The following is a 21709-nucleotide window of genomic DNA, read 5'->3' as shown; positions in this document are numbered from 1 at the left end:
ACAATAACTTCAATTGATTTTTTAATTGCACCAAAAGCGTTCCTGCACACGCAACTAACGCAGATCCGGAATACTGATTTCATTTAAACAAAAACAAGGAACATGCGCCGTGACCCGCTAAAACATTGACCCGCACCAAATCAGTCCGTCGCGCACCATCAAGCGCCCTGGAGGACCCGAGCTCAGCGGCTCTATCTGGCTAATCCGGCCGATACGGCGCCCGGTCTGACTCGCCTGCAAAAAAGCCCCGGCGTTCGGGGCCGCGGACAGTCATGCACTAAATAAAATGGGGACTGTCTGTAAAATTTATATAAATGCGACATGGGTAACAGCCATGAAATAACCGCGCTACATTTCAGCAATATTTGGCACAGCGGTTGCAAAATGAATCACGACCATTGAAACAATCCATACCGATACAGAACAACACCAGGGAATGGCGAATGAACAAACGAAGTCATTGGCGTTAAGCCAGTAAGCCTGCACAAGCCTATTCAATAGATAGTTCAACTATCGGCTTGCGTACACCCAAAAGAAAGTTACACCCACCCACTCGAACATCAACGAAATGTTCGGACGGCACCTTATTGCCCTTCATCAACCCGAGGGAGCTTTAATGAACGATGCGGTAAAGCACAGAACCCTGCCGGGGCCGTTACGGGACGCGCCAGTCCCGCCACCACCGGGCAGACCGGCCTTCACGGCCAACACTTCGCAGCCCGGCGGGTTGAACAAGCAGCAGATGCTGTTGCTGGTCGCGGTATCGGCACTGATACACGGCGGTGCCTGGTGGTTTTTCCAGCAGACCCGGCCCGAGCCCCTGCCGACGCCGCCGCAGATTCCGGAAATGACCGTCGAACTGACCAGCCCGACGCCACCGGCACCGCCCACACCGGAACCACCACCGCCACCGCCGCCCCCTCCACCTCCGGAGCCGGAACAACCGGTGGAGGACGAAGACGCGGTCAAGCCACCGCCCAAACCGGTGGAGAAACCCAAGCCGATCGAAAAACCGAAACCGCTCGAGAAGCCCAAACCGGTGAAGAAGGTCGAGCCGCCAAAAGCCCCGCCCACCCCGGCACAACCCGCCGCCCCGGCAGCGCCAACCACGCCGAGCGCGCCACCGGCCCCGGCCGCCGCGCCGGGCCCGGTCAAGGAATCGGCCGCGATTTCCGGCCTTGCCAGCCTTGGCAACCCGCCGCCGGAGTACCCGTCACTGGCGCTGCGGCGCAACTGGGAAGGCAGCGTGGTGCTGCGCATTCAGGTGTTGGCCAACGGACGTGCTGGTTCGGTGACAGTGACCAAGTCCAGCGGCAAACCGCAACTGGATGACGCCGCCGTCGCGGCGGTAAAGAACTGGAAGTTCATTCCGGCCAAACGCGGTGACACGCCGATTGACGGCTTTGCCACCCAGACCATCGATTTCAAATTGCCGCAATAACGGCAAACCCAACTCACAACCGACTTAATGCAAGCGAGGTGTAGCGATGAACAATTCACTGTCTTCGATGATTGTCCCCGGTGTGCTCTGGGGCCTGGTGCTGTTTTCCGTGGTCAGCTGGGCGATCCTGCTGGTCAAGTCGGCGCAATACCTGCGCCAGAAAGCCCAGAACAAACAGTTCAGCAAAGCCTTCTGGGGCGCGCCGGATCTGCTCACCGCGGCCGAGCACGCCAGCCAGTATCCGGGCTCGCTGGCGCGCATCGCCAGCAGCGGTTTCGAAGCCTTGCTGGTGGAAGAATCGCCGCGTACCACGCAACAACTGGCGCACACCATCAACCGTTCCGATCGCCTGGAGCGCAACCTGCGCCAGCAGATTCAGAAGGAACGCCGCTCGCTGGAAAACGGCCAGGCAATCCTCGCCAGTATCGGCAGCACCGCGCCGTTCATTGGCCTGTTCGGTACCGTGTGGGGGATCATGGAAGCCCTGCAAAGCATCGGCGAAACCGGTTCGGCGAGCCTTGAAGCGGTCGCCGGCCCGATCGGTCACGCGCTGATCGCCACCGGCGTCGGGATCGCCGTCGCGGTCCCGGCGGTGCTGATTTACAACTTCTTCCTGCGCCGCCTGAAACTGGCCTCTGCAGACATGGATGACTTCGCCCACGACTTCGATGCCCTCGCCTCGCGCAGCGCGTTCTCCATCAGCCGCCAGGCCATCGCCAGCAAAACCACTGCCGCCGTGCGGGAGGCCAGCTGATGTCCTTTTCCACCCAAGACAGCGATGAAGTGCTCAGCGAAATGAACGTCACGCCGCTGGTGGACGTGATGCTCGTGCTGCTGGTGGTGTTCATCGTCACCGCACCGCTGATGACCAACGCGATCAAGGTCAACCTGCCGAAAACCGACGCCGTCGCCCCCGCCGAGAAGAAAGACCCGGTGGTGGTCAGCGTCGATCAGGACGGCAAGTTCTACCTGGCGAAAACCGAACTGGCACCGGAATCGCTGGAGGCCAGCCTCAAGGAGGTCAAGGCCAAGGACGCCGAAGTGCGGGTGCAGCTGCAGGCCGACGCCAACGTCAATTACGGCCAGGTGGCCAAGGCCATGGCGTCCATCGAACGCTCGGGCATCAGCAAGATTTCGGTGATGACCACCCACTGAGTGCGGTGTCGGGCGTGCGTTGAGAAACGCGCCCGACACCGCGAACCGCTTCCCGTCGCAATCAGCCGACCGAAAAACGCCAGACGTCTTCGGAGGGGATCGGCTTGCTTGAAGAAAGTGGCTTTCCGCATGCGGTATCACCGAAAGCGGAGCAATGAGGGGCTCACAAGGCCAATTCGATAACGTCTGATCAAGTCGGAAACAACCATGCTGATGAACACTCCACGCTTCACGCTCAAACCTTTGGTGGCAACGATTTCTCGTCACCGTTTTGTTCCGTTGTACCTGGTGGCCATGGGGATGGGCGCCGGGACCGTGCAAGCCGCCGAGGACGACAACGTCGCCGTTCCCGCTGCAGCCGCAGTGGTGGCACCGACCACACAATTGCAACGGGTGGAAGTGACCGGCTCGGCGATTCGCCGGGTCGATGCGGAAACGGCCGTGCCGATCACCATTCTGAAAGCCGATGAGCTGCGCAAACAGGGCGTGACTACCACCGCCGAACTGGTGCAGCGGATCACCGGCAGCCAGTCGATCAACAACAGCGCAGGCTCGGTCGGCGCCGCCACCGGTGGCGCTTCGTTTGCCGACATGCGCGGCATCGGCGCAAACAAGACGCTGGTGCTGCTCAACGGTCGGCGCCTGGCCAACAACGCCTTGTCCGGCACCAACTCGGCCGGCGGCGCGGTGGATCTGAACATGATCCCGTTTGCCGCCATCGAGCGCGTGGAGGTTCTGCGCGACGGCGCATCAGCCCTGTACGGCACCGACGCCATCGGCGGCGTGATCAACTTCATCACCAAAAAATCCCTGACCGACGGCCAGCTCACCCTCGGTGGCGAAACCCCGACCCACAGCGGCGGCGGTGCCACCAAAGACATGAGCGCCAGTTGGGGCTATGGCGATCTGGAAGAAGACCGCTTCAACGTGCTCGGCGTGTTCAACTACAACAAGCAACAGAACCTCGACGCCAACGACCGCTCCTTCGCCCGCGACTACGACCCTGGTCGTGGCCTGGACCAGACCTCCGGCACCGCGTTCCCCGGCAACTACAGCCAGAACGGCAACGCCACCAACCCGTTGGCCAACAGCAATTGCAATGGTCCGAACCTGGTCGCGCGCGATGGGCTGTGCCGCTTCAGCACCCGCGAATACATCGACCTGATTCCGCAAACCGAGAAGACCTCGTTCTTCGGCAAGACCACCGGCAAACTCGGCGACGATCACAACGTCAACCTCGAATACTTCTGGTCACGCAACAACAACGCCACCGCGGTCGGCCCGGCCCCGCTCACCGGCCTGAGCCTGGATTCCTCGTCGCCGTACTACCCCGGCAATGGCATCACCCCCGCCCCGACCGGTTTCGCTCTCGACCCGACGCAACCGGTCGATGTGAACTGGCGCGAAACCGCCGCCGGCCCACGGGAATCGAAAGACCAAAACACCAGCCAGCGCTTTCTGTTGAGCTTCGACGGTCTGGTCGGCGGCTGGGATTACAACGTCGGCGCCTCGTACAACCAGAACAAAATCGTCTCCAGCGTCACCAGCGGCTATGTCAGCGATCAGGCGATGATCAACGGTCTGGCCAGTGGTCTGCTCAACCCGTTCGGCCCGCAATCCGCCGCCGGTCAGCAGTACATCGACGCCGCGATGTACCACGGCGCCTACTCCACCGCCGTTGGCCGCGTGGCCGGTTTTGACGGACGGGTCAGTCGCGAGATCGGTGACTGGTTCGGTGCCGGGCCGGCCGGTCTGGCGCTGGGTGGCGAGTACCGCAAAGAGAAATTCCATCAGGATTTCGAGCAGTTTGCCGGCGACATCCAGAGCCTCGGTATCGACCCGGCCGGCAGCGTCGAGGGCGACCGCAGCGTGAAAGCCGCGTACGCCGAAATCAATGTGCCGGTGCTCGACAGCCTCGAACTGTCCGCCGCTGTGCGTCACGACAAATACAGCGACTTCGGCAGCACCACCAACCCGAAATACTCGTTCCGTTATCAGCCGCTCAAAGAGCTGGTGGTGCGTGGCGCGTACAGCGAAGGCTTCCGGGCGCCGTCGCTCTACGAGCTGTATTCGCCACGCAGCATCACCTACACCCAGGGCTACTACAACGATCCGGTGCTGTGTACCGGCGGCGTGGTGCAACCGGGCGGCAACGGCGGGCGCGATTGCGGTCAGCAGTTCCTCAATCAGATCGGCGGCAATGAAGATCTGGCTCCGGAGAAGGCGCGCAACGTGACGCTGGGCTTCGTCTATCAACCGGTCAGCAACCTTTCCGTGGGCCTGGATTTCTGGTGGATTCATATTTCCAACCAGATCCAGCCGTTCCCCGAGTCCACCGTGTTCGATCAGGCCGGCAGCTACCCGGATCGCTTCGTGCGCAACGCCGACGGCACGCTTAACTACATCGTCACCGGCAATGCCAACCTCGGCATCGTCGAGACCAACGGCGTCGATGTGTCGCTGGACTATCGTTTCCCCAACACCCCGTACGGTCAGTTCGGTCTGGGCCTGCAAGGCACCTATGTTGACGAGTACGACTTCCAGAGCACCATCAAAGGCCCGTTCACCGACAAGGTCGGCGACTTCGAAGGGGACGGCGTGATCGCGCGCTGGAAACACAACCTCACCGGCAGCTGGACCTTCGGCGCCGCAAGGGCGTCGCTGACCAACCGCTTCACCACCGGTTACAACGACTACGACCGCGATACCCACGCACGCGTGGCGTCGTATTCGGTGTGGGACCTGTCGGCCGGCTACACCTTCAACAAGGTGCTGGATGTCGATGCCGGGATGAAGAACATGTTCGACCGCAACCCACCGTTCTCCAACCAGGCCTACAACTTCCAGAGCGGCTATGACCCGCGCTACACCGACCCGCTGGGCCGCACGCTGTTTGCGCGCATGACGTATCACTTCTAAAGAACGAGCGCCAAAAAACCCTGTGGGAGCTGGCTTGCCAGCGATAGCGTCGTATCAGTCGACATGTACTTCACTGACATACCGCTATCGCTGGCAAGCCAGCTCCCACATGGGAACCGGGTTTCTTCAGGGATTTTCAGGGTGACCTCATGAGTTTTTTGCGCAACATGGCTGGCCTGCTGCTCGGCAGTGCGCTGCTGTGCACTGGCACTTCGGCGCTGGCCGGCGGCGGTTATGCGTTGACGGTGTACGGCGAGGCGCCGAAGTATCCGGCGGGCTTCCAGCATTTCGATTTCGTCGATCCCGACGCGCCCAAGGGCGGCTCGCTCAGCCGGGCGTCGATGGAAATCGGCCAGTACAACTACATCACCCCGTATGCCGATCAGGGCATTTCCGTGGTGCAGGTCAACGACTGGGTGTATGCGCCGCTGGCGTTCCGTTCGCTGGACGAGCCCTACACCGTTTACGCACTGGTCGCGCAACAAATGGAACGCGATCCCGAGGGGCTCTGGGTGCGCTTCACCCTGAACCCCAAGGCCCGCTTCGCCGACGGTACGCCGATCACCGCCGAAGACGTGCGCTACACCTTCAACCTGCTGATGACCAAGGGCAGCCTCAGTTATCGCCAGCAGTACGCCGATGTGCAGGACGTGCTGATCGAAGGTCCACGGCAGGTGCGTTTCACCTTCAAGAACAACCTCAACCGCACCCTGGCGCTGGACCTGGCGACGCTGCGCGTGGTGCCCGAACACTGGTGGAAGACGCGCGATTTCGCCAACGGCGGCGGCTTCGAACCGCCGCTGGGCAGCGGCCCGTATCGCGTGAGCAAGGTCGACGCCGGGCGCAGCATCAGTTTCCAGCGCGACCCGGACTGGTGGGGCAAGGACCTGCCGGTCAGTCGCGGGATGTACAACTTCGACACGCTCACGGTGAATTTCTACGGCGACACCGACGTCGCTCGCCAACTGCTGCAGGCCGGTGCGTTCGATTACAACCGCGAGTTTTCTTCGTCCGGTTACGTGGTCGGCTACGACAGCCCGGCATTGCGTGACGGGCGTTTGCAACAGGCGATTCTCGCCCCGGAAAAACCCACGGCGGCGCAAGGCTTCGTGTTCAACCTGCAAAACCCGATTTTTCAGGATCGCCGCGTGCGTCAGGCGATCAGTCTGCTGTGGGATTTCGAGTGGACCAACAAGCAGATGATGCGCGGCTTCTACGTGCGTCAGAACAGCTTCTGGCCGAAGAGTGAAATGGCCGCCACCGCCCTGCCCGACGCCGAGGAATTGAAGATCCTCGAACCGTTGCGCGGGCAGATCCCGGACGAGGTGTTCACCGAGGTCTATCAGGCGCCGAAAACCGACGGCAGCGGCTACATACGCGACAAGCAGTTGCAGGCGCTGAAGCTGCTCGCCGAGGCGGGCTGGACGCCGCAACACAGCCGATTGGTCAACGCCGCTGGCGAGCCGCTGGCGTTCACCTTCCTCGACGGTCAGGGCGGCTTCGACCGCATGCTGTTGCCATTCAAACGCACCCTCGCGCAGATCGGCATCACCCTGAATCTACGGCGGATCGATTCGGCGCAATACGTCAATCGGCTCAACGCCCGCGACTACGACATGATCGTCACCAGTTTCCCGCGCAGTGGCGATCCGATCGTCTCCCCCGGCCGCGAACTGTACAGCCTGTACGCCTCGCAAAGTGCCACGCAGGTCGGCAGTTCCAACTCAATGGTGCTGGCCAACCCGGCGGTCGATCAACTGATCGACGGGCTGGTCAAGGCCGACACCCGCGACGCCATGGTGCATTACGCCCGCGCCCTCGACCGGGTGCTGCAATGGGGTTACTACATGATTCCCAACTACTACTCCAAAGGCACGCCGACGGTGTATCAGAACCGCTTCGGCATGCCGCCGGTGCAACCGGCTTACGACGAAGGCCTCAACACCTGGTGGGAGGTCTCGGCCAAGCCGTTGACCACGCAACAGATGCACGCCCAGCTTGCGGGGGGCCAGTGACATGCTGCGTTATCTGAGTCGACGTTTACTGCTGATCATCCCTACGCTGCTGTGCATTCTGGTGGTCAATTTCCTCATCGTGCAGGCCGCGCCGGGCGGCCCGGTGGAACAAGCCATCGCGCGTCTGCAAGGTTTCGGCGGGCACAGCATGGGCGGTGGTGGCGAAGTCGCTGCGACGGGCGGTGCCGGGCGCAGCAGCCGTGGCCTCGACCCGGCGCTGATCGAGGAAATCAAACACCACTACGGTTTCGACAAGCCGATGCACGAACGCCTGTGGCTGATGCTGAAAAATTACGCGCAGCTGGATCTGGGCAGCAGTTTCTTTCGCGGTGCCAAGGTCACCGATCTGATCCTGCAGAAACTGCCGGTGTCGTTGTCGCTCGGCGTGTGGGCGACGCTGATCACCTACCTGATTTCGATCCCGCTGGGCATTCGCAAAGCGATCAGGAACGGCAGCGCATTCGATGTCTGGAGCAGCACCGCGATCATCATCGGCTACGCGATGCCGGCGTTTCTGTTTGCGATTCTGCTGATCGTGGTGTTCGCCGGCGGCAGCTACGTCAACTGGTTCCCGGTGCAAGGGCTGGTGTCGGATAACTTCGACAGCCTCAGCACCTTGGGCAAGGTCGGCGACTACCTCTGGCACCTGGTGTTGCCGGTCACGGCGCTGGTCATCGGTGGCTTCGCCACCCTGACCATCCTCACCAAAAACAGCTTCCTCAACGAGATCAGCCGCCAGTACGTGATTACCGCACGGGCCAAGGGGCTGACCGAACGCCGCGTGCTTTACGGCCACGTGTTTCGCAACGCCATGCTGCTGGTGGTGGCGGGTGTGCCGTCGGCGCTGATCGAAGTGTTTTTCGCTGGCTCCTTGCTGATCGAAACCCTTTTCAACCTCGATGGCCTCGGGCGCATGAGTTACGAAGCGGCGGTGTCGCGGGACTATCCGGTGGTGTTCGGCGCGCTGTTCCTGTTCACCTTGTTCGGCCTGTTGATCAAGCTGATCGGCGACCTCAGCTACACCCTGCTCGACCCGCGCATCGACTTCTCGGCGAGGACTGCCTGATGTTCACACTCTCTCCTCTGGGTCAGCGCCGGGTCGCGCAGTTCAAGGCCAACCGTCGTGGACGCTGGTCGCTGTGGCTGTTCATTGGCCTGTGCCTGATCTGCCTTGGCGGCGAACTGATTGCCAACGACAAACCGTTGGTGATCCGCTACCACGGCGCTTTGTACTTCCCGATCCTCAGCGATTACCTGGAAACCGATTTCGGCGGCGAGCTGCCGTTCCAGCCGGATTACGCCAGCGCTTACGTGCACTCGCTGATCGAGGATCAGGGCGGCTGGATGCTGTTTCCGCCGATTCCGTTCAGCTACGACACCGTCAACTACGACCTCACCGAACCGGCGCCAAGCCCGCCCTCGGCGAGCAACTGGCTGGGCACCGACGATCAGGCGCGGGACGTGTTGGCGCGAGTGATTTTCGGCACACGAATTTCGATCCTGTTTGCGCTGATCCTCACCGGCATCAGTGCGTTGGTCGGTATCGTTGCCGGCGCGTTGCAGGGTTATTACGGCGGTTGGGTGGATTTGCTCGGGCAACGGCTGCTGGAGATCTGGTCGGGACTGCCGGTGCTGTACCTGCTGATTATTCTGTCCGGGTTTGTCTCGCCGAGTTTCTGGTGGCTGCTGGGGATCATGGCGCTGTTTTCCTGGCTGGCGCTGGTGGATGTGGTGCGCGCCGAGTTCCTCCGTGGACGCAATCTGGAATACGTCAAAGCCGCGCGGGCGCTGGGGCTGACCGACAGTGAGCTGATGTGGCGGCACATCCTGCCCAACGCAATGACCTCTACCCTGACCTATTTGCCATTCATTCTGACCGGCGCCATCGCCACCCTCACCGCGCTGGATTTTCTTGGCTTCGGCATGCCGGCGGGCACCGCCTCACTGGGCGAACTGATTGGCCAGGCCAAACGCAATCTGCAGGCGCCGTGGCTGGGCCTGACGGCATTTTTTGCCTTGGCGCTGATTCTGTCGTTGTTGGTGTTCATCGGTGAGGCTTGCCGAGACGCGTTTGATCCGAGGAGCTGACATGCAAAACCATTTGATCGAGATTCGCGACCTGCGTGTAGCCTTTGGCGAGCAGGCCGTGGTGCACGGTTTGAACCTCGACATTCGCCGTGGTGAATGTCTGGCGCTGGTCGGTGAGTCCGGCTCGGGCAAGTCGGTCACGGCGCATTCGATCCTGCGTTTATTGCCAGGTAAAAGCGTCAGCAGCAGCGGTTCGATAACTTACAGCGGAGTGAACTTGCTGCAGGCCAGTGAGCAACACCTGCGCGGTTTACGCGGCAACCGGATTGCGATGATTTTCCAGGAGCCGATGACCTCGCTGAACCCGTTGCACACGGTGGAAAAGCAAGTCAGTGAAGTGCTGGAGATTCATAAAGGCCTGAAGGGTCGCGCGGCACGTGAGCGGACGCTGGAGCTGCTGGAACTGGTCGGTATTCGCCAGCCTTTGCAGCGCTTGAAAGCCTATCCGCATCAGCTGTCGGGCGGACAACGGCAACGGGTGATGATCGCCATGGCGCTGGCCAACGAGCCGGAACTGCTGATCGCCGATGAACCGACCACCGCGCTGGACGTGACCGTGCAGCAGAAGATTCTTGAGCTGTTGATCGAACTGCAACAACGCCTGGGCATGTCACTGTTGCTGATCAGTCACGATCTGAATCTGGTGCGACGCATCGCGCAACGGGTGTGCGTGATGCGCCACGGCGAAATCGTCGAACAGGCCGACTGCGAGACACTGTTTCGCACCCCGCAACATCCTTACAGTCGCTTGTTGATCGAAGCCGAACCCAGCGGTGCTCCGGTGCCAAGTGCGTATCAACACAATCTGCTGGAAGTCGATGATCTGAAGGTCTGGTTTCCACTGCCCAAGGCACTGTTCAGTCGTTCGCAGGCGTACATCAAAGCGGTGGACGGCGTCAGCTTCCGCCTGCAACGCGGCAAAACGTTGGGGATTGTCGGCGAATCCGGTTCGGGCAAATCCACGCTGGGCCAGGCGATCCTGCGGCTGGTGGAATCCGAGGGCGAGATCCGCTTCGGCAACAAGCAACTGAGCCTGCTCAATCAGCGTTTGATGCGCCCGTTGCGGCGGCAGATTCAAGTGGTGTTCCAGGACCCGTTCGGCAGCCTGAGCCCGCGCATGTCGGTGCAGCAGATCATTGCCGAAGGTCTGCTGACTCACGGCATCGGCACCGAGGCCGAGCGCGAGGCGGCGGTGATTCGCGTACTGGAGGAAGTCGGCCTCGACCCGAAGAGTCGCCATCGCTACCCCCACGAATTTTCCGGCGGCCAGCGCCAGCGCATCTCCATCGCCCGCGCACTGGTGCTGGAGCCGGCGCTAATCCTGCTCGACGAACCGACCTCGGCGCTGGATCGCACGGTGCAGAAACAAGTGGTGGAGCTGTTGCGACAATTGCAGATCAAGCATGGGCTGACCTATCTGTTCATCAGCCATGACCTGGCGATGGTGCAGGCACTGGCTCATGACTTGCTGGTGATCAAGGACGGCCAGGTGGTCGAGCAAGGGGCGTCGCGGGAGATATTTGCTGCGCCGCAGCATCCCTACACCCAGGAACTGCTGAAAGCCTCCGGCCTGAGCGTCCCGCGTAAAACTGCCGAGCTTGTGTAGGAGCTGACGCAGGCTGCGATCTTTTGATGTTGTTTTTTCAAGAGCGAAAGATCGCAGCCTGCGGCAGCTCCTACAGGGGATTGGTGGGGCCTGGAGAATATTTTTCGGGCACTGCATCCAAACGCCTCCGTCACGGGTAGTTCCAGTAGCAGCCCTCTTCGGCTGTCAGCGGTTTACCCCTTTCGGAGATAACACAGATGAACATCACTCAACTGATTGGCCTCACCGGTTTGCTCGCCCTGTCCTCGACAACCTTCGCCCAGAGCAGCTATCCCGACGCGATCAAAGTCCCGGAAGGCCACAAGATCGCCATGGAAACCACCGGCGTCGGCGAGATCACCTATGAATGCCGCGACAAGCCCAACGCGGTCGGACAAACCGAGTGGACCTTCGTCGGCCCGAAAGCGGTGCTCAATGATCGCAGCGGCCAGCAAGTCGGCACCTACTTCGGCCCGCCCGCCACCTGGCAGGCCAAGGACGGTTCGAAAGTCACCGGTACGCAATTGGCCGTCGCCCCGTCGAGCCCGGGCAACCTGCCCTATCAACTGGTCAAGGCCAACCCCGCCGAAGGCAAAGGCGCGATGAGTGGCGTGAGTTACATCCAGCGTGTCGCGCTCAAGGGCGGCGTGGCCCCGGGCAGCGAATGCACGGTGGCGAACAAGGGCAAACAGGAAGTGGTGAAATATCAGGCCGACTACATTTTCTGGGCGGCGAACTAGCTCCTTGATGCTTCTATGGGAGCGAACTGGTGGCGAGGGGATTCATCCCCGATGGGGCGCGAAGCGCCCCAAAATCCGGCAACTGCGGAAGCAGGAATTCATCGCAACCAACGGTTACGGCTGCTGTGCAGCCGGTCGGGGATGAATCCCCTCACCACAAAGGCTCGCTCCCACAGTAGAAGACTGTTGGCTGGATGTTTGAAGAATGTGAGCTAGATTGCACCCCATGTCTTTGCCTGAACCGCTGTTCGATTACGAAGCCCGTCTCACGGCCTGCGCCCGCGGCGAGCACTCGGCCCTGCGCGATTTATATGTGCAGGAAGGCCCGCGCCTGCTCGGCGTGGCCAAGCGGCTGCTACGTGACACGGCGCTGGCCGAAGACATCGTGCATGAAGCATTCATCAAGATCTGGAACGGTGCGGCGCAGTTCGATCCGGCGCGCGGCTCGGCGCGGGGCTGGATGTTCAGCGTGACCCGGCATCTGGCGCTGAATCTGCTGCGCAATCAGGCTCGGGAGACGCCGTTCAGCGAAGATCATGAAATGCCTGCCGAAGAAGATGACGGCTTCTATGCCCAGGCGCATTCGGGGCGCATCCATCGCTGCCTGGAACAACTCGACCCACAACGCCGAAGCTGCATCCTCCACGCCTATGTCGATGGCTACAGCCACGCGCAGATTTCCCAACGATTGGGCACGCCGCTGGGCACGGTCAAAGCCTGGATCAAACGCAGCCTCAACGCTTTGCGGGAGTGCATGGGATGACCACTGAAGCGGCGCAGGAACGCGATGAACTGGCCAGTGAATACGTGCTCGGCACCCTGTCGGCGCCGGAGCGTGAAGCGGTGCAACGACGCTTGCCCCACGAGCCCGAACTGCAAGCGGCGGTGGACGCGTGGGAGCGGCGCTTGCTCGACCTGACCGATCTCGCCGGGACGCAGCAGCCATCGCCGCACTTGTGGCCGCGTATCGAGCGCAGTGTCGAGCAACGCTCACGAAAAACACCGGCTCCGGCGCCCACCTCATGGTGGAATCTGCTGCCGCTGTGGCGTGGGCTGAGTGCGTTCGGACTGGCTGCGACGCTGATCCTGGGCTCGATTCTGCTGACCCAGACCACGCCGAAACCCAGTTATCTGGTGGTGCTGGTCGCGCCGCAGGACAAGGCGCCGGGCTGGGTGATTCAGGCCAGCAACGCCCGGGAAATTCAGCTGATCCCGCTGGGCGTGGTCGAAGTGCCGGCGGACAAGGCGCTGGAGTTCTGGACCAAGGCTGACGGCTGGCAAGGGCCGGTGTCGCTGGGGCTGGTCAAGCCGGGCCAGGCGCTGTCGGTGCCGCTGGACAAGCTGCCGCCGCTGCAACCGAATCAGCTGTTCGAGCTGACGCTGGAAGGCGCCAATGGCTCGCCGATCGGTAAACCGACCGGGCCGATTCAGGCGATCGGCCGCGCCGTCAAAGTGCTTTGAACCCGCGTTAACCGGCCTTGGCCATGCAGCGCTTGTAGCGCTCATCCACGCGTTTGGCGAACCACGCCGTGGTCAGTTTGCGGGTGATTTTCGGGCTCTGCAGGACGATCCCTGGCAATACCGCGCGCGGCAAGGACTTGCCTTCCGCCTTCTCGGCCAGTTCAAACACGCGCTGGTAGAGTTGAGTCTCGTCGAACTCCAGGGTCTTGCCTTTCTCCAGTTGATCGCGAATCGTCGGGTTACGCAGGCCCAGCGCTTTGCCGAGGGTGCGCACCGCCAGTTCGGTGCTGCCGGGCATGATCGAGTCGTAGCGGATCAAGTCGCCATCCAGCGCCAGCGGGATGCCCGAGGCTCGGCTGACGGCGTTCTGGAACGCGGCATTGCGGCTGGCGTACCAGCCGGCGTTGAAGTCGGCGAAGCGATACAGCGGCTCGCGGTAACTCACCGGGTAGCCAAGCAAATGCGCGATGCCGAAGTACATTCCGCCTCGGCGGGTGAACACTTCGTGGCGGATCGTGCCGTCTACCGGGTATGGATAGTCCTTGGCGTGCTGCTCAGCGAATTCGATACTGACCTGCATCGGTCCGGCGGTGTGTACCGGGTTGAAGCCACCGAACAAGGTGCGGCCCATCGGCACCCTGCCGATGAAGTCATCAAAAATGGCGCTGAGTTCTTTTTCACTGCGCGCCGCGTTCAAGCGTTCGCTGTAGGTCTTGCCGTTGGTGGAGCGCACTTGCAGTGCGCCGCTGACCAACAGGCCGGGGATATGCACTTTGGCGGCACGACGGTCGATTTCGTCGCGAGCGATCTTGCCCAGCCCCGGCACCGTCGGGTCGACCTGATAGGTCGATTCCTGCTCGGCCACGGCCAGCACTGAACAGAGATTCTGTGTGGTCGGGCTGATGTGCTGAGCGGCGAACGCGGCGTAGATGTCGGTGGCCCAGCCCTCGCGGTCGGGCACTTTGGCCGGCATCAGCCGCACTATTTCGGCCTTCACTTCGGCGGGCGCACGCGGCGCCGGCTCCTGACTGCGCTGGCCGGCACAACCGGCGAGCGCCAGCAGCGCAGCGAGGGTAATGAGTAATCGCATGTTGCTCCATCCAGTCCAATAAGCCAGAAACACCATACACAATCCGTGTAGGAGCTGCCGCAGGCTGCGATCTTTTGCCTTGGTTTCTAAAAGACAAGATCAAAAGATCGCAGCCTGCGGCAGCTCCTACAGGTGAATGTGTTTTCCGGATTGATGACAAACTGATTGCAAAACGTTACTGCGAACTCCTATCATTTGCGCCTGGAGTCGTATTTGCGCAAGGAGTTCCCCGCGCAGTTCTAATTTTCTCACCGGCCGTACGCCTCCAGGTATCGACATGCCCGCTTCAACTCGACTCGCTGTCCCGTTCCGCCCGACGCTTCTCGCCCTGCTGTGCTCCCTGACCGTCACCGCCCACGCTGCCGATGAAAACGGCAAGGCGCTGGTGCTCGACAATGTCAACGTCAACGCCCAGGCACCGACGCCCAACGCCCTGCCCCCGGTCTACTCCGGCGGTCAGGTCGCCCGTGGTGGTCAACTCGGCGTGCTCGGCAATCAGGACATGATGGACGTGCCGTTCAGCGCCGCGTCGTACACCGAACAGCTGATTCAGGACCAACAGGCGGAAAACGTCGCCGACGTCCTGCTTAACGATGCCTCCGTGCGTCAGGCTTCGGGCTTCTCCAACCAGGCGCAGGTGTTCATGATTCGCGGCCTGCCGCTGAACGGTGACGACATTTCCTATAACGGTCTCTACGGCGTGCTGCCCCGGCAGATCATTTCCAGCGACGCCCTGGAGCGCGTGGAAGTGTTCAAAGGCCCGAACGCCTTCATCAATGGCGTGACCCCGACCGGCTCCGGCATCGGCGGTGGCGTCAACCTGCAGCCCAAGCGTGCCGGCGACGAGCCGCTGCGCCGCTACACCACCGACATCAACAGTGAAGGCCGGATCGGTCAGCACCTCGATATCGGCCAGCGTTTCGGCGAAGACAACCGCTTTGGCGCGCGGGTCAACCTGTCCCAGCGCGAAGGCGACACCGGCATCGATCACGAAAACCAGCGCTCGAAACTGTTCGCCATCGGCCTCGATTATCGCGGTGACGCGCTGCGTATTTCCGGTGACTTCGCCTACCAGAAAGAACGCGTCAACGGTGGCCGCAACTCGGTCAACCTCGGCACCGCCACGCACATTCCGGACGCGCCGTCGGCCGACACCAACTACGCGCCAAAGTGGGGCTACACCGACATCGAAGACACTTTCGGCATGCTCCGCGCCGAATACGACCTGAACGACAACTGGACCGCGTACGTTGCCGGCGGCGCCAAGCACACCCGCGAAGTCGGCCGCTACAACTCAACCACGCTGGTGGGCAACAACGGCGCCTCGTACACCACCGGCTCGTTCATCCCCCACGACGAGGACAACACCAGCCTGATGGCCGGCCTCAACGGCAAATTCAACACCGGCGCGGTCAGCCACAAGCTCAATTTCGGTTTGAGCGGCCTGTGGGCCGAACAGCGCAGCGCCTATGATTTCGACCTGACCCAGTACGCCAACAATATCTACCACCCGGTGGAAACGCCGTCGCCGGTCGGTAATTTTTCCGGCGGCGACCTCAGCGATCCGGGCATCGTCGGCAAGACCTTCAACCGCAGCCTCGCGCTCTCCGACACCCTCGGTTTCTTCGATGACCGCCTGCTGATCACCGCCGGCCTGCGTCGTCAGCAACTGGTGGTGCAAGGCTACAACTACGCCAGTTACGGCAGCGGCAGCCGCAAGTCGAGCTACGACGAATCGATCACCACGCCGGTCTACGGCATTGTCTTCAAACCGTGGGAGCACGTGTCGTTCTACGCCAACCACATCGAAGGTCTGGCGCAAGGCCCGACTTCGCCGACCAGCACCGGCGGTTTGCGCGTGACCAACGGCAACGAAGTCTACGCACCGGCGCGCTCCAAGCAGACCGAGGCCGGGGTCAAGGTCGACATGGGCACTTACGGCGCGAGCCTTGGCGTGTATCGCATCGAACAGCCGAGCGACGGTTACTGCGAAATCAACAGCGCCACCACCTGCACCTACGTGCGTGAAGGCGAGCAGATCAACAAAGGCGTAGAGATGAACGTGTTCGGCGAGCCGATCAACGGCCTGCGCCTGATCAGCGGCCTGACGCTGATGGACACCGAACTGCGCAACACCCAGAACGGTGCCAACGACGGCAACCGCGCCATCGGCGTGCCGAGCTTCCAGTTCAACGCCGGCGCCGACTGGGATGTACCGGGCCTGCAAGGCGTGGCGCTGAATGCACGGATGCTGCGCACCGGCGGCCAATATGCCGATGCGGCCAACAACCTCAGCCTGCCAACCTGGAACCGCTTCGATGCCGGTGCGCGTTACGCCTTCAAGGTCGCGCAGAAAGACGTGACCCTGCGTCTGGGCGTCGAAAACCTGGCCAACAAGAAGTACTGGGAATCGGCGCAGGGCGGCTATCTGACCCAGGGTGAGCCACGGGTGGCGAAATTGTCGGGCACCATCGACTTCTAAGCGTCATCCCGTCGTAACAAAGGCCCCGCAGCTTGACCGTTGCGGGGCCTTTTTTTGTTTTTGTGGCGGGAGGCAAGCCCCCTTCGCGAGCAAGCTCGCTCCCACATTGGAATGCGTTCGACTGTGGGAGCGAGCCTGCTCGCGAAGAGGCCCGCACTGGCTAGCCTTTCCATCTGATCCATACTTGCTCCACAGCCAACGGAGGACAGGCTCATGCACCGCAGCGACGTTCTGATCATCGGCGCCGGCCCGACCGGTCTGGTGCTGGCTCTGTGGCTGAGCAAACTGGGCGTGCGCGTGCGCATCATCGACAAGACCTCCGCGCCCGGCACCACCTCGCGGGCGCTGGCGGTGCAGGCGCGCACGCTGGAGTTGTATCGTCAGCTGGATCTGGCCGACACCGTGGTGCGCAACGGGCACAAGGTCGCGGCGGCGCACTTCTGGGTCAAGGGCAAACCGGTTGCGCAGTTGCCGCTGCAGCGCATCGGCGAAGGCCTGACGCCCTACTCGTTCATCGAAATCTTTCCCCAGGACCAGCACGAACGGCTGCTGCTCGAACGCCTCGAAGACTATGACGTGGTGGTTGAGCGCAACACCGAACTCGAAAGTTTTGAAGAACTCAGCGACGGCCTCACCGCGCATCTGCGCTTGCCCGACGGGCAGCAGGAAATCTGTCAGGCATGCTTTCTCGCGGGCTGCGATGGCGCGCGTTCGGTGGTGCGCAAAACCCTCGACACCGGTTTCCCGGGCGGCACCTATCAGCAGATTTTTTACGTCGCGGATGTGCAGGCCAGCGGCCCGGCGCTTAACGGTGATTTGCACCTGGATCTGGACGAAGCGGATTTTCTCGCCGTCTTCCCGTTGGCCGGCGAAGGCCGTGCGCGATTGATCGGCACGGTGCGCGATGAGCGTGCCGACCGCGCCGAAACCCTGCAATTCGCCGACGTCAGCCGCCGCGCCATCGAACACCTGAACGTACACATCGACGAGGTCAACTGGTTCTCCACCTACCGTGTGCATCACCGCGTGGCCGAGCATTTTCGCAGCGGTCGGGCGTTTCTGCTCGGTGACGCGGCGCACGTGCACAGCCCCGCCGGCGGCCAGGGCATGAACACCGGGATTGGCGATGCAATCAACCTGGCGTGGAAACTCGCCGCCGTGCTCAACGGCAGCGCCACGGCGCAACTGCTCGACACTTACGAAACCGAGCGCATCGCGTTCGCCCGCCGATTGGTGTCGACCACCGACAAAGTATTCACGTTCGTCACCGCCGAGGGGCGCATCGCCGATCTGCTGCGCACGCGCCTGGCACCGTTTCTGATCCCGAAAATGGCCACGTTCGACGCCAGCCGCGAATTCCTCTTTCGCACCGTCTCGCAAGTCACCCTCAACTACCGCGGCATGCCGCTGAGCCAGGGCAGCGCCGGCCACGTCCACGGCGGCGACCGCTTGCCGTGGGCGCATGATGGTGAGGGCGATAATTACGAGCCGCTACGCCAGCCCTGCTGGCAGGTGCATGTGTACGGCGACACCAGCGACGAGATGATCGCCTGGTGCCACGAACATCATTTGCCGCTGCACGTGTTCGATTGGCGTCCGGCGTTTGACACGGCGGGGTTGGGGCGTAACGGGTTTTATTTGCTGCGCCCGGATACCTATGTGGCGATTGCCGATAACAGCGCGGATCCGAAGGTGATCGAGCGGTATTTCCGGGATCACGGCATCCGCCCCTACTTCAACGGCCCCTGACCCAAGAACACCCTGAATACCTGTGGGAGCTGGCTTGCCAGCGATAGCGATGGATCAGCCAACATTGATTTTGACTGTGCCGACGCAATCGCTGGCAAGCCAGCTCCCACAAGGGTTCTGCGGTATTCTTCAGATCCCGGCCAGCGCCAGATCCATCGCAAAGTAAGTGAAGATCAGGTCCGCACCCGCGCGCTTGATTGCGCCCAGGCTCTCGCGCACCACGCGATCCTCGTCAATTGCACCGGCCTGTGCGCCGAACTTGATCATCGCGTACTCACCGCTGACCTGATACGCCGACAGTGGCAGGTTCGAGGCTTCACGGATGTCGCGGATGATGTCGAGGTACGCTCCGGCCGGTTTGACCATCAGCGCATCGGCGCCTTCCTGCTCGTCGAGCAGCGATTCGCGCAGGGCTTCACGGCGGTTCATCGGGTTCATCTGATAGCTTTTGCGGTCACCCTTCAGCGCGCTGCCGCCGGCTTCGCGGAACGGGCCATACAGTGCCGAGGCGAATTTGGTCGAGTAGGCCATGATCGGAATCTGGGTGAACCCGGCGGCGTCCAGCGCCTGGCGGATCGCCCGCACCTGACCGTCCATCGCTGCCGACGGCGCGATCACGTCAGCACCGGCATGCGCCGCCGCCACGGCTTGCTTGCCAAGGTTGATCAGGGTCTGGTCGTTGTCGACTTCGTGGTTGTGCATCACGCCGCAGTGGCCGTGATCGGTGTATTCACAGAAGCAGGTGTCGGACATCACGATCATTTCCGGCACCGCGTCCTTGGCAATTCGCGACATGCGCGAGACCAGGCCGTCTTCACGCCAGGTGTCGCTGCCATTGGCATCCAGATGATGGGACACGCCAAACGTCATCACCGACTTGATCCCGGCACGGGCATAACGCTCGATTTCGCCGGCCAGCTTGCGTTCGGGAATGCGCATCACCCCGGGCATGCTCTTGATCGGCACAAAGTCATCGATTTCTTCTTCGACGAAAATCGGCAGCACCAGATCATTCAGGCTGAACTCGGTTTCCTGGAACAGGCTGCGCAGGCTCGCATTGCGGCGCAGACGGCGGGGACGTGCTTCGGGGAACTGGCTGGACATGAGGCTTTCCTGAAATCGGAAGATGAGACGAAAGTCGTAGGGGGCGAAGCTTATGCCTTCGCTGTGCGCAGGTACAAACCTGGATCAATCAAGACAGCATTACCGGCGGTGCAATAATCCTCGGAACAATCCGATTACCTGTGGGAGCTGGCTTGCCAGCGATAGCGGTGGGTCAGGCAACATAGATATTGACTGTGCCGGCTTCATCGCTGGCAAGCCAGCTCCCACAGGGTCGGGTTGAAGGTCAGGAAGGTATGGTCAGCCCGCGAACAACCGCCGGCCGCGCCAGAAACCGCTCCAGCACCCGGGTCACATTCGGGAAATTGCTGATTCCGACCAGATCGCCCGCCTCATAGAAGCCGATCAGGTTGCGCACCCACGGGAACGTGGCGATGTCGGCGATGGTGTAGCGCTCGCCCATGATCCAGTCGCGACCTTGCAGACGTTTGTCGAGCACGTTGAGCAGGCGTCTGCTCTCCTCGACATAACGGTCACGCGGACGCTTGTCCTCGTAGTCCTTGCCGGCGAATTTGTTGAAGAAACCGAGCTGGCCGAACATCGGGCCGATACCGCCCATCTGGAACATCAGCCACTGAATCGTCTCGTAACGCAGCGCGCCCTCCTGGGCCAGCAACTGGCCGCTCTTGTCGGCGAGGTAGATCAGGATCGCCCCGGACTCGAACAGCGCCAGCGGTTGGTCCTCGGGGCCGTGCGGATCGAGGATCGCCGGGATCTTGTTGTTGGGGTTCAGCGAGAGGAATTCCGGTGACATCTGATCCTGCGTGTCGAAGCCCACACGGTGCGGCTCGTACGGCAGGCCGATCTCTTCGAGCATGATCGAGACCTTGACGCCGTTGGGGGTCGGCAGGGAATAGAGCTGAATCCAGTCGGGGTACTGCGCCGGCCATTTCTGGGTGATCGGGAACGCGGACAGATCGGTCATGGGAAACATCCAGTCACATGGAAAGCACTGATCATAATGTAGGAGCTACTCGAACCGTAACATCCTGCGGGTAATGTGCATGAACCAAACCGGTCTCAGAGGACTCTGAGCTATGCCCTTCGTAACGGAAGCGCGACACACGACATGGACAACACCCGGTGCAAGGAGCCCGTGGTGCAAGGGTTGGTCAGCCCCAACCGAATTTGCTGAAGAATCCTGTACTCAATGACGAACCTCATGAGTTTCGCCAAACGCTTCAAACATCGCGCCTGCGTGGCCCTGCCCTCACTGCTGGCGGTCAGTGCGCTGACCTTGTCGCTCGAATCGAGCCAGATTCGCGCCCAGCCGGTGGACGGTACGCAGACCTTGATTTTCCTGCGCCACGCGGAAAAACCCGAGGGCGGTCTCGGCCAGCTCAACTGTCAGGGTCTGAACCGGGCGATCGAGCTGTCGACCCTGCTGCCGGAAAAATTCGGCAAGGCCGATTACGTGTTCGCTGCCGACCCGACACGCAATGTCGAGGAAGGCGAGCTGGACAACTCCTACAGCTACATTCGCCCGCTGATGACCATCAGCCCCGCCGCGATCAAGCTCGGCCTGCCGGTGAACATCGAATTCTCTGCCAACGATACCAGCGACCTGGCGCGGGAACTGACCGAAGACAAGTACCACAACGCGACGATCTACACCGCGTGGTCCCACGGTTATCTGCCGGAGCTGATCAACAAGGTCGCGGGCAACGCGGTCGGCGAAAAGCAGACGATCACCGATGACTGGGCCTCAGGCGATTTCGATTCGCTGTATGTGCTGACCCTGACCTGGCACAACGGCAAGGCCAGCCTGCAGAGTCACAGCTACAAGCAGGGGCTGGATAACGGCAAGGCGACCTGTCCGACTTGAGGGATTGGCTGTCTGTCGGTTCCTCATCGCTGGCAAG

General features: G+C 61.7%; 17 protein-coding genes. 14 read left to right on the top strand and 3 right to left on the bottom strand.

Going from position 1 to position 21709, the window contains the following annotated elements; translation table 11 throughout:
• Positions 1 to 616 precede the first annotated feature (616 nt).
• From AC193Q_RS02560 to AC193Q_RS02510, 11 genes are all read left to right on the top strand, one after another.
• Complete coding sequence (locus AC193Q_RS02560; RefSeq protein ID WP_483879111.1) at positions 617 to 1441, top strand: energy transducer TonB; 825 nt, start codon at positions 617 to 619, stop codon at positions 1439 to 1441.
• 46 nt (positions 1442 to 1487) lie between these two features.
• The gene (locus AC193Q_RS02555; protein WP_007966644.1) at positions 1488 to 2195 is read left to right on the top strand and encodes a MotA/TolQ/ExbB proton channel family protein; all 708 of its coding nucleotides are present in this window, start codon (positions 1488 to 1490) and stop codon (positions 2193 to 2195) included.
• Positions 2195 to 2596, top strand: coding sequence for an ExbD/TolR family protein (locus tag AC193Q_RS02550; protein WP_003223575.1), 402 nt, complete (start codon positions 2195 to 2197; stop codon positions 2594 to 2596). The genes AC193Q_RS02555 and AC193Q_RS02550 overlap by 1 nt, the downstream gene beginning before the upstream one ends.
• Positions 2597 to 2803: 207 nt before the next feature.
• Positions 2804 to 5515: a TonB-dependent receptor gene (locus AC193Q_RS02545; protein ID WP_483879110.1), complete on the top strand. Its 2712-nt coding sequence runs from the start codon at positions 2804 to 2806 to the stop codon at positions 5513 to 5515.
• Between the two features lie 149 nt (positions 5516 to 5664).
• Positions 5665 to 7530, top strand: coding sequence for an extracellular solute-binding protein (locus AC193Q_RS02540; protein ID WP_483879109.1), 1866 nt, complete (start codon positions 5665 to 5667; stop codon positions 7528 to 7530).
• Between the two features lies 1 nt (position 7531).
• Positions 7532 to 8596: a microcin C ABC transporter permease YejB gene (locus AC193Q_RS02535; RefSeq protein WP_047291509.1), complete on the top strand. Its 1065-nt coding sequence runs from the start codon at positions 7532 to 7534 to the stop codon at positions 8594 to 8596.
• A complete protein-coding gene (locus tag AC193Q_RS02530) occupies positions 8596 to 9618 on the top strand; it encodes an ABC transporter permease (protein WP_047291506.1) in 1023 nt (340 codons plus the stop codon). Before AC193Q_RS02535 ends, AC193Q_RS02530 begins: the two co-directional genes overlap by 1 nt.
• Position 9619: 1 nt before the next feature.
• Complete coding sequence (locus tag AC193Q_RS02525) at positions 9620 to 11224, top strand: ABC transporter ATP-binding protein (protein WP_483879108.1); 1605 nt, start codon at positions 9620 to 9622, stop codon at positions 11222 to 11224.
• A gap of 197 nt (positions 11225 to 11421) precedes the next feature.
• Entirely contained in the window at positions 11422 to 11943 is a 522-nt protein-coding gene (locus AC193Q_RS02520) for a DUF3455 domain-containing protein (RefSeq protein WP_047291502.1), read from the top strand.
• A 226-nt stretch (positions 11944 to 12169) separates the two neighbouring features.
• On the top strand, positions 12170 to 12706 hold the full coding sequence (locus tag AC193Q_RS02515; protein ID WP_047291500.1) for a sigma-70 family RNA polymerase sigma factor: 537 nt from the start codon (positions 12170 to 12172) through the stop codon (positions 12704 to 12706).
• Positions 12703 to 13404: an anti-sigma factor gene (locus AC193Q_RS02510; protein ID WP_047291498.1), complete on the top strand. Its 702-nt coding sequence runs from the start codon at positions 12703 to 12705 to the stop codon at positions 13402 to 13404. Before AC193Q_RS02515 ends, AC193Q_RS02510 begins: the two co-directional genes overlap by 4 nt.
• A 7-nt stretch (positions 13405 to 13411) precedes the next feature.
• Here AC193Q_RS02510 and AC193Q_RS02505 read toward each other — a convergent pair whose 3' ends face one another.
• Positions 13412 to 14494, bottom strand: coding sequence for a DUF1615 domain-containing protein (locus AC193Q_RS02505; RefSeq protein ID WP_121187728.1), 1083 nt, complete (start codon positions 14492 to 14494; stop codon positions 13412 to 13414).
• A 277-nt stretch (positions 14495 to 14771) separates the two neighbouring features.
• On the opposite strand from AC193Q_RS02505, the gene AC193Q_RS02500 reads away from it, so the two are divergent.
• Together AC193Q_RS02500 and AC193Q_RS02495 are read left to right on the top strand one after the other, a co-directional pair.
• Complete coding sequence (locus AC193Q_RS02500; RefSeq protein WP_047291496.1) at positions 14772 to 16976, top strand: TonB-dependent receptor; 2205 nt, start codon at positions 14772 to 14774, stop codon at positions 16974 to 16976.
• A gap of 213 nt (positions 16977 to 17189) precedes the next feature.
• Positions 17190 to 18725 carry an FAD-dependent oxidoreductase gene (locus AC193Q_RS02495; protein WP_121184655.1) on the top strand — a complete coding sequence of 512 codons (1536 nt, stop codon included), beginning with the start codon at positions 17190 to 17192 and terminating at the stop codon, positions 18723 to 18725.
• Between the two features lie 129 nt (positions 18726 to 18854).
• Here AC193Q_RS02495 and hemB read toward each other — a convergent pair whose 3' ends face one another.
• Both hemB and AC193Q_RS02485 read right to left on the bottom strand, forming a co-directional pair.
• Positions 18855 to 19829 carry a porphobilinogen synthase gene (gene hemB / locus AC193Q_RS02490; RefSeq protein ID WP_121184653.1) on the bottom strand — a complete coding sequence of 325 codons (975 nt, stop codon included), beginning with the start codon at positions 19827 to 19829 and terminating at the stop codon, positions 18855 to 18857.
• Positions 19830 to 20073: 244 nt separating this feature from the next.
• A complete protein-coding gene (locus AC193Q_RS02485) occupies positions 20074 to 20772 on the bottom strand; it encodes a glutathione S-transferase family protein (protein ID WP_047291489.1) in 699 nt (232 codons plus the stop codon).
• 225 nt (positions 20773 to 20997) lie between these two features.
• On the opposite strand from AC193Q_RS02485, the gene AC193Q_RS02480 reads away from it, so the two are divergent.
• On the top strand, positions 20998 to 21672 hold the full coding sequence (locus AC193Q_RS02480) for a hypothetical protein (protein WP_047291488.1): 675 nt from the start codon (positions 20998 to 21000) through the stop codon (positions 21670 to 21672).
• Positions 21673 to 21709: the final 37 nt, after the last annotated feature.

The sequence above is a fragment of the Pseudomonas sp. F2 genome (genome assembly GCF_057174385.1).
Note: the sequence above shows the minus strand (reverse complement) of the source record. Positions and strands in the feature narration are given on the sequence as shown.

Bases quoted from the DNA above. Each gene is read 5' to 3' on its own strand.
- hemB (WP_121184653.1), bottom strand. From the start codon at position 19,829: ATGTCCAGCCAGTTCCCCGAAGCACGTCCCCGCCGTCTGCGCCGCAAT.
- AC193Q_RS02555 (WP_007966644.1), top strand. From the start codon at position 1,488: ATGAACAATTCACTGTCTTCGATGATTGTCCCCGGTGTGCTCTGGGGC.
- AC193Q_RS02510 (WP_047291498.1), top strand. From the start codon at position 12,703: ATGACCACTGAAGCGGCGCAGGAACGCGATGAACTGGCCAGTGAATAC.
- AC193Q_RS02545 (WP_483879110.1), top strand. From the start codon at position 2,804: ATGCTGATGAACACTCCACGCTTCACGCTCAAACCTTTGGTGGCAACG.
- AC193Q_RS02480 (WP_047291488.1), top strand. From the start codon at position 20,998: ATGACGAACCTCATGAGTTTCGCCAAACGCTTCAAACATCGCGCCTGC.
- AC193Q_RS02520 (WP_047291502.1), top strand. From the start codon at position 11,422: ATGAACATCACTCAACTGATTGGCCTCACCGGTTTGCTCGCCCTGTCC.
- AC193Q_RS02495 (WP_121184655.1), top strand. From the start codon at position 17,190: ATGCACCGCAGCGACGTTCTGATCATCGGCGCCGGCCCGACCGGTCTG.
- AC193Q_RS02515 (WP_047291500.1), top strand. From the start codon at position 12,170: ATGTCTTTGCCTGAACCGCTGTTCGATTACGAAGCCCGTCTCACGGCC.
- AC193Q_RS02525 (WP_483879108.1), top strand. From the start codon at position 9,620: ATGCAAAACCATTTGATCGAGATTCGCGACCTGCGTGTAGCCTTTGGC.
- AC193Q_RS02535 (WP_047291509.1), top strand. From the start codon at position 7,532: ATGCTGCGTTATCTGAGTCGACGTTTACTGCTGATCATCCCTACGCTG.
- AC193Q_RS02500 (WP_047291496.1), top strand. From the start codon at position 14,772: ATGCCCGCTTCAACTCGACTCGCTGTCCCGTTCCGCCCGACGCTTCTC.
- AC193Q_RS02560 (WP_483879111.1), top strand. From the start codon at position 617: ATGAACGATGCGGTAAAGCACAGAACCCTGCCGGGGCCGTTACGGGAC.
- AC193Q_RS02540 (WP_483879109.1), top strand. From the start codon at position 5,665: ATGAGTTTTTTGCGCAACATGGCTGGCCTGCTGCTCGGCAGTGCGCTG.
- AC193Q_RS02550 (WP_003223575.1), top strand. From the start codon at position 2,195: ATGTCCTTTTCCACCCAAGACAGCGATGAAGTGCTCAGCGAAATGAAC.
- AC193Q_RS02505 (WP_121187728.1), bottom strand. From the start codon at position 14,494: ATGCGATTACTCATTACCCTCGCTGCGCTGCTGGCGCTCGCCGGTTGT.
- AC193Q_RS02530 (WP_047291506.1), top strand. From the start codon at position 8,596: ATGTTCACACTCTCTCCTCTGGGTCAGCGCCGGGTCGCGCAGTTCAAG.
- AC193Q_RS02485 (WP_047291489.1), bottom strand. From the start codon at position 20,772: ATGACCGATCTGTCCGCGTTCCCGATCACCCAGAAATGGCCGGCGCAG.